Genomic DNA, 8,096 nt, shown 5'->3' on the forward strand with positions numbered 1-8,096 from the left:
GGGCAGTCGCGCCTGCACTGAGGAGAGTCGCTCGTGAAAGCCCTGCACACATCCGACTGGCATCTGGGCCGGGCCCTGCAACGCCGCTCCCGGGACGACGAGTTCGACGCCGTCCTGGCCGAGATCACCGCCATCGCCGAGTCGGTGCAGCCGGATCTGATCGTGCACAGCGGCGACCTCTTCGACTCCTACCGGCCCGCACACAAGGACGTTCTGCGCGCACTGCGCTGCCTGAACGCCTTCGCCCGCATCGCGCCGACTGTCGTCCTGGGCGGCAACCACGACTCGCCCGAGCTTTTCGACCTGCTCAACTACGTGGCCGCTCTGCGGCCGGACGCCGACCAGCACCGTCTGCGTTTCGTCCACAGCCGCGGCGACACGAACCCCGGCGCCGTACTCGACTTCGACAGCCGTGACGGGCACCAGCGCATCCGCCTGGCCGCCCTGCCGTACGTGCACCCCAACCGCTACCTGCACCTCTTCCCCGGGTTCGGAACCACCGAGGGCGCCTACGCGACCGGCCTGCGTGAGCTGCAGGAGGGTTTGCTTGCCCGGCTGCGTGACGGCTACGCCCCCGAGCGTGACGTCCTGCTGTTCACCGCCCACCAGTACGTGGCCAGCGCCGTTCCCGCCCAGAGCGAGCGCATGTGGGAGGTGCGCGAGCCCTACGCCACCGATGCCGACGCCCTGCCCCAGGTCGCCTACTGCGCCTTGGGGCACATCCACAAACCCCAGCCGGTCGGCGCCGGGCGGCTGCCGGCCCGCTACGCCGGCAGCCCCCTGCAGATGGACTTCGGCGAGAGCGAGGAGACCAAGAGCGTCACCGTCGTCGAGGCGGGACCCGGCCGACGCACCCTGATCACCCCGCACACGCTGCACTCCGGGCGGCGCCTGGCCCGATTCCACGGCACCCTGGAGGAACTCGGCGTCGATGCAGCCCAGTACACAGGCGTCTACCTCAAGGCCGTCATCCGCAGTGACGAACCCGTCCCCCGGCTCGGGGACAGGGTCGCCGAGCTGGTGCCGCAGGCCATCGTGGTGGACGTCGAGGAGGACTGCGCGGCCACCCGGGCAAGCGTTCTGACAGGTGCCGACGCCGCCGATGACAGCAAGCTCGACATCACCGCAGTGTTCAGTGCCTACCTCGCCGAGGCCGGCACTCCCGGGCAGAACGCCGACGAGGTGGTCGCCGCCTTCGCCCACCTGCTGAACACGCCTGACGCCACGTCGGCCCCCTCCTCCGCCGAGCAGCTCCTCGCCAAGGCGCTCGCCACCCCCTGGACCGGCGTCGCCCGCAGCCGAACGGAGACCGCGTCATGAAGATCGCCCGCCTGACCTTCTCGGGAGTCCGCAGCTACCCCGACACCTGCACGATCGACTTCACCGGCAAGACCCTCATCGGCATCCTCGGCGACACCGGCGCGGGCAAGACCAGCATCCTCGAGGCCATCACCGCCGCCCTGTACGGGAAGTGCTCCTGGACCGAACGCGCAGCCCAGCTCCGCTCCGACCACTGCGACACGATGATGATCGAGTTGGTGTTCTCGGTGGAGGGCCGGGACTGGACGGTGCACCGCGTCTTCCACGAATCCCGTCCCACCCAGGCACGGCTGACGGCTCCGGACGGCACGCACACCGATGGGGTGCGCCCCGTGGACGACGCGATCCGAAGGCTCATCGGGATCGACTACGTCACCTTCAAGTCCTCCGTCCTGGTCCCGCAGGGACGCTTCGGAGACCTGCTCAACGCGGGCGACGCCGACCGCACCCGCATCCTGAAGTCTCTCTTCGGTGTCGACGAGCTGCAGCACGTGCGACAGCTCGCCACTGAGTCCGCCGGGCGCCTCAAGGACCTCATCAGCCAGGCCCAGCGCGATGACGCCCGGCTTGACGACGATCCTCGCGCGGCGGCCCAAGCCGCCCGGGAACGCCATGACAGGGCCCAAGCCGGTGCCGCGGACCTCAGTCGCCGGCTGACCGAGCTGCGCCAGCTACAGGTATCGACAGCACAGGCCCAGCAGCAGGCACGTCAGAGCGCGGACGCCGCCTCGGTGCTCGCCGAGCGCCGCATCTCGGGCTACGGCAGCACGACCGCCGCCGTCCGGCAGGCAAGGGACGAACTGGAGCAGCTGCAGAAGACCAACGCCGCGGCCGAAACGACCGCCCAAGCCCATCTCGAGGACGTCACCGCCGAGCGGGACACAGCCGTCGCGGCAGGTCTGGCGCCCGACGCCCTGGCCGCGGCCGCTCAGGTCCTCAAGGACGCGCCCGGCCGGCTCAGCACCCTCGCCGACGGGGAAACAGCGCACACCCGGCTCCTGACCGAGCTCGAGGAGGAAGAAGAGGACCTGGCCAAACGCGCCGGCGAGCTGGAGGAGGCCGAACAGCGCATCGAGGAGATGCGCGCGCCGCTGCAGGACGCCGAGTATGAGGCGACCGGTGCGGCCGAGGCGCTGCAGACGATGAAGACCTCCGTCCGGCGCGCCGGTGAAGCAGCGAGCGCACTCGCCCAGCAGCGTGCCGCCCAGGCCCGCACACACGGCAAGCTCACCGCCCTGGTGCAGGCACCTCCCGACGGCGACCCGGACGTAGCCCGGGCCGGAGTGCGGCGCGCGCAGGACATGCTGGAGATCATCAGGCGCCAGGAAGCGGCGCACACGGCAGGCGACGGCCTGGCCGCCGGCGACGGCTGCCCCGTCTGTACCGGGACGCTGCCTGAGGACTACCAGCCGCCGCAGCCGCACAACGCCGAGGCCCTCACCCTTGCCAAGGCCACGGCGGACGAGGCCTTAGCCGCACTGGCCCGCGCCGAACGCGAGCACACCCTGCACGCGCACGAGGTCGAACAGCTCCAGGAGGCCCAGAACGAACATCGACAGCAGGTGCAGGAAGCCACTCGCCTGCTGGAGGACCAGTTGCCCCTCGTACGGGAGCGGGCCCGGGAACTCGCCGTTCGCAGCACCCACCCCCGACCCGAGGTATACGGGAAAGAGTTGGAAAGCGCCGCCGCAGCGGCCCTGTCCCGCATGGCGGCGTCCACGCCCCCGACCGCTGCCGAGCAGGAGGTCTTGGTCGACGAACTCCTGCAAGACGCCGACCGGCGCGTCGCACAGCTGCAGGAGGCGGTCGTCTCCAGCCGGAACGAGCTGGCACAGAAGGAAACGGCACTAGGCGCGGCGCGTGCTTCGCTTCAGGCGGCCACGCTCGCCGCGGAGAAGCGACGCGCACAGGCGCTCCAGACCACCGAGCGTCTGGAAAGCGAACAGCGCAGCCTGTTGGCTTGCCTGTCCGCACTGCCCGAGCTCGCACGAGCACACCTGCCCCAGCAGCCTGCCCTCCCCTCCCCCGACCACCTGGAAGCCGCCACCCAGGCCCTGCGTCACGAACAGAACCATCAGCAGGAGCTTGCCCAGCGGCAGGAGGAACTCCGTGGGCTCGTGCATTCGCTGGTGGCCGAGCGGGGCAAGCTGACCGAGCGCCAGCAGCAGGAGGTCACTCAGCCTCTGCACGAGCTCGGGGCGCAGCTGCAGCGATGGGCCGACAGCGCTCTCAACGCGGCCGCGCTGGTTGAGGAGGCCCGACGCCCCGTGCTGCCCTTGCCGGCAGGAACGAACGACCCCACGGTCATGGAGCAGTACGCTGCCCGCCTAAAGGGCGCCAGCACCTCCCTGTTTGCGGCTCTGGACGAGCACGGCACCGCGGCACGTGCCGCCATGGCGGAGCTGACCGCGCGGTTGTCCGCGCATGCAGAAGCGGTGGCCGCTGCCCACCCCGGCAGCGCCGTGCTGCAGGTGGACTCCGAGACGGATCCGCTTGAGCCCACACTCCTGGACGGCCTGAGCAGTCAGGCCGGCACGCTGCGCAACGAGGCCGCGTGTGCCGTGCGGGACGAGGAGCAGGCCCTGTCCCAGGTTCCGCACAAAGACCGGCTGACGGCAGCCATCAGCGCTGGCGAGCGCCAGCTGGCCGCCTGGCAAGCGGTGAGCGCGCACCTGACGGACGGGAAATTCCTCGGCCATCTCACCGACCTGCGCACCCGTGCTCTGCTCGCCTACGGCAGCGAGCTGCTGCAACAGCTCTCCGGCGGCCGGCTGGGATTCGCCGCCAACTTCGACATCGTCAACCTCTCCAGCCGTGCCCGCCGCAGCTCGCGCACCCTCTCCGGCGGAGAGACCTTCCAGGCCTCACTCGCTCTCTCCCTCGCTCTGATGGAGATGCACGGCCGAAGCGGCACCCGACTGGAGAGCCTCTTCCTCGACGAAGGCTTCGGCACTCTGGACGCCGCCCGTCTCGACGGCGCCCTGCAGGTCCTGCGCACCCATGTCGGAGCCGACAAGCTGCTGGCCGTCATCAGCCACCTGCGTCCCGTTGCCGAGACCGTGCACGACGTGCTGTGGGTCGAAAAGGACCACCGTGGCTCCAGAGCCCACTGGCTGAGCGCAGCGGAACGCGACACTCTCATCCGCGAAGACCTCCACAACCTGGCCGACCTCACTTGAACCCCTCACGCCGGTCAGCAGGCCGCCGCGTGGCTCAACGAGCGCAGGTCCTGCGACGTGTCGCAGGACCTGCGCCAAGCGAGAGTGCCCTCACAGCTCATAGCACGCCGGTTCACCAGGGCAAAACAGCCTGGTCACCTACCAGGGGTCGCCCCGCACACTCCGCCATAGGGCTCGAAGCACCGCCTCGTGGGGACCTGTGGTCCCTGAGACGGCTGTATCTCGGGGGTGCGCACCGAGCGGATGCGCATGTCTCGTCCGGGGCCGGAGCTCGCCCGTCTGCGCAACGGCGCCGGGACGCCCGTGCAGCACCGCGGCCTCACTCGGCGACCGCACCTCGGTGGTATCGCTCGCCATCTCGACGTCCCCGAGGCGGGCGACCGTCTAGGGGAATGCGAGCCCGTCCTGCCACTCGCTCACCTCGGTGCGTGCCTGTAGGGCACGCATGCCGACCGCCTCCTGGGCAAGGCGGCAGCCGGCGGCGAGAAGCGATGCGGCCCGCGTTGCTAGCGGTTCGGAGAGCCAGCCAGCGAGTTCTAGGGCCTTCCCGTGAGGCACCGGTGTCTGTCCTGGCTGCGGCACACCGATCTCGAGCAACAGCCGGTACAGACCTGCCGCCGGACACACGGGAGGGAGCCCTTCCTGGGCTGCCCTTCGATGTGCGCTGGCTGGGATTCGCAGGCCATCGGCGTCGAGATCGCCAAAGTATGCGATCGCGCGTACCTCCGTCACGTCGAGGACCGAGGCGACCGACGCTTCGAACGCTGCCCCCGCTCCCCATGCAACCCGTCCGACATCTCCGGGATCGGCAGTCAGCACGCGAGTGAGCGTGTCGAAGGTGTCGGCGTTCTCGACTACGAGAAGCACTGGACCGCCTCCGATCCTGCGGGTCGACAATGGCGGGTGCGCCCGGAAGGTGCGCAGGAGTCCAAGCGTGAGTCGGCCCGGCGCGAACAGGGAGGTGTTGAGCAGAGCATCGAGGCGCTTCTCATGCCCGAGAACTTCGAGAGATCGTTCCCTCAGTGGTACGACGTCGTCGTCGCGGCCGCAGTCACGCAGCCAGTCGTTGATTAAGCGCAAGGTGCCAATCTGTCCCAACGTGAGCCGAGCGGATGCGGCCCAGGCGAGTTCCGGGCGCCACGCTATCGCTTGGGCTGCTGCTGCGGCCGAGGGTGAGGGTTGAGGGGCAGGCAGCTTGAGGCGAGTCGGCAGCGCGGGAGTCACCGAGGTGTCCTTGGTGTGGGAGCAGCTGATCAAGCCTGCGGCGGTGAGCGCTTCGAGGGCCTCAGCGAGGTCTGTACGGCGGCTGGGGCGCATCGCAGAGGCTGCGTCGGCGATGGCGAAGACTTCCCACAGCTCTGCGAGGGTGAGGGTTCGCCGTGGCCATTCCTCCAGTGCTGCGGCAAGTCTCATGGCTCGCGGGGACAGCGTGACCTTGGCTGAGGTGGAGGGGTTCATGGCGCCTCTGTAGGCCGGCGGTAGACCCGGGCTGCGGTGACTGTCCCCGGCGCTGCGCCGGGGGCCGTGGTTTCGAAGTCTTCGAAGGGATGGGGCATTTGGGCGCGGACAGTCTCGGCAACTCGGATGTGCTTGAGTCCCGCTCGCAGATCGGCGTCATTTCGCATCCGGATCCACAGCGGGAACGCTGCCAGGGCGCGGTCGTCGGACAGCCCGGTCGTGTATACCAGCTGGACGCCCAGGGCTGAGGCCACGCCCTGCTGCAGGTCGAGGAGATAGGACGCGCTCGCCTTGCCGATCGGGTTGTCGAGGAACAGTACCCCGGAGTGGCGGTTGCGCATCTGGCCTCGTTCGTTGGCTCGCAACGCAGCCATGGTGCAGTACAGGATGATCGCGGCCGTGAGTTCCTGTCCTCCGGAGAACACCGTGTTCATCTGCTCGACCGGGACTCGCTCGTCGCGCAGGACGGAGTCTGGCTTCAGTACTTCGACGCTGAAGCCTTTGGGAACGGCGGCTTCGGCGGAGCGCAGGAGGAGTGCGATGCCGTCCCGTTTGGGGGCGCTGCCGCGGGCTCCGATCTGGCGGGCTGCTGTGGAGGCGGCGATGTCGTCAACGAGTTCGCCGATGCGGGCGGCGAGCAGGCTGGGGTCGGGATCGGTGAAGCGGATGCGGAGGAACTCTTTGCCTTCCCAGTCACCGAGCCCGGAGGGCAGTCGGGACAGGCGTGTTGCAGTCCGTAGGGTCTTGAGTGCCCCGTCAGTGAGCGCGGCCAGTCGCTCGACGATGAGTTTGCGATGCTTGCCGGCGTTGTCCAGATCCGTGTTCAGTGTGGCGAGCCGCTGCGCGAGCTGATCGGCGAATTCTGTGGCACGGGCGCCCAGTTGTTCTCGCCCCAGGCTGATGATGGCCCGCCGGGCGACGTTCGTTGTCTTTTCGAACCGGATGTCACTGACGAAGCGGACCGCTCCGTCGACGAGTCCATTGAGGGCGCGGGTGGCGTCGCTGGCGGCGGCGCGGGCTTCACGCAGCTCGCGTCGCAGCTGGTCGGATTTCTCGCGGGCGCTCTCCGCTGACTGCTGGTAGGGCTCGACGGTGTCGGGGCCCAGTTCCGTCGTCGGTCGTCCCTCCTGGGGGCTGGAGGTGTCGTCAAGGGTCGCTTGTACGGGCTGGAGCACTTCACGGAAGCTGCGGGCGGCTTCGCTTGCCTGCTGCATGTGGCGTTGCAGGCCTGCAACGTTCCGCGTGGCGATTTCGAGGGCGTCTTGGGCAGCACGCTGCTCGGCCTGGGCGGTTTCCATGAGCTGGCGTCCCTGCTCGACGGAGGCAGGGCGGCGTGTCTCGGGGAGAACGATCCACACGTTGCGGTCGCGGTCGGCGGGGCTAGCGGTGCGCAGGTCGCTGCGGAGTTGTCCGACGCGTTCGTTCGCAGCGTTGATGGAGGCAGCCAGCCGCTGCTTGTCGCGTTTCGCCCGGGCGATTTCGGCCTGCCGGCTGGCACGGTCGGCGCCGGCGGGTGTAGTGAGCAGTCGTTCGGCCTCGGCGGTCGTCTCGGGTGGGAGTCGTTCAAGGTCGGTGCGGCGTCGGGCGGCTTCGGTCATGGCCCGGTCTGCCTCTGCACGAAGATCCTGGCCGACCTCGAGGCTGCGGTAGACGTCGGCCGCGGCTGCGTAGGCCTGTTGGAGGGCCAGAAGACTTTGGCTCGGGACGGTTTGAGCAATGGCGCCACTGGCGGTGACGACCTCGGATGCCGCGACGAGGCGGCGCTCGGCGCGGTCTCGGGCGTTTTCCGCCGCCCGCACGGCGTCTTCGGCCTGCGCCAGCTGCTGTTCCCGGGCCGCGGTTGCCTCGCCCCCGGTACGACGAGCTGTTTCCATGGCCTGCTCCGCCTCGCCAGCTCGCCGCTGTTGCTCGGCAGAACGCTCTACCTTGGCTGTTAGCCGCTCGAGGGCACCTGCGGTGTCTGCGGCGGCACGCTCCTGAGTGCGCAGCTGGGCGAGTTGATCTGGGTAGACGGCCTCGCGCTCTGCCCAGGTTTCCACGTCTGTAGTTGCTGCCTGTGCCCGTTCTTGTGCTGTGGCAACGGCGGCGTCTGCGGTGAGAAGTTGCTCCGTCAGTTCGGTGAGATGGCCGGATGGGCAG

3 protein-coding genes and 1 pseudogene are annotated in these 8,096 nt (G+C 69.2%); 2 read left to right on the forward strand and 2 right to left on the reverse strand.

Annotation, left to right across the window (positions count from 1 at the left end):
- Window positions 1-33: 33 nt before the first annotated feature.
- Window positions 34-1,320 carry an exonuclease SbcCD subunit D gene (locus tag NPS70_RS28120; RefSeq protein ID WP_256527283.1) on the forward strand — a complete coding sequence of 429 codons (1,287 nt, stop codon included), beginning with the start codon at window positions 34-36 and terminating at the stop codon, window positions 1,318-1,320.
- Window positions 1,317-4,499, forward strand: coding sequence for an AAA family ATPase (locus tag NPS70_RS28125; RefSeq protein ID WP_256527284.1), 3,183 nt, complete (start codon window positions 1,317-1,319; stop codon window positions 4,497-4,499). Before NPS70_RS28120 ends, NPS70_RS28125 begins: the two co-directional genes overlap by 4 nt.
- A 384-nt stretch (window positions 4,500-4,883) precedes the next feature.
- Here the strand turns inward: NPS70_RS28125 and NPS70_RS28130 are convergent, their stop codons facing one another.
- Both NPS70_RS28130 and NPS70_RS28135 read right to left on the reverse strand, forming a co-directional pair.
- Entirely contained in the window at window positions 4,884-5,957 is a 1,074-nt protein-coding gene (locus NPS70_RS28130) for a Wadjet anti-phage system protein JetD domain-containing protein (RefSeq protein ID WP_256527285.1), read from the reverse strand.
- Window positions 5,954-8,096 (reverse strand): annotated as a pseudogene (locus tag NPS70_RS28135) (hypothetical protein); the annotation flags it as partial. The pseudogene NPS70_RS28135 and the gene NPS70_RS28130, both read right to left, overlap by 4 nt.

The sequence above is a fragment of the Streptomyces sp. C10-9-1 genome, assembly GCF_024497955.1.
Lineage (GTDB): Bacteria > Actinomycetota > Actinomycetes > Streptomycetales > Streptomycetaceae > Streptomyces > Streptomyces sanyensis.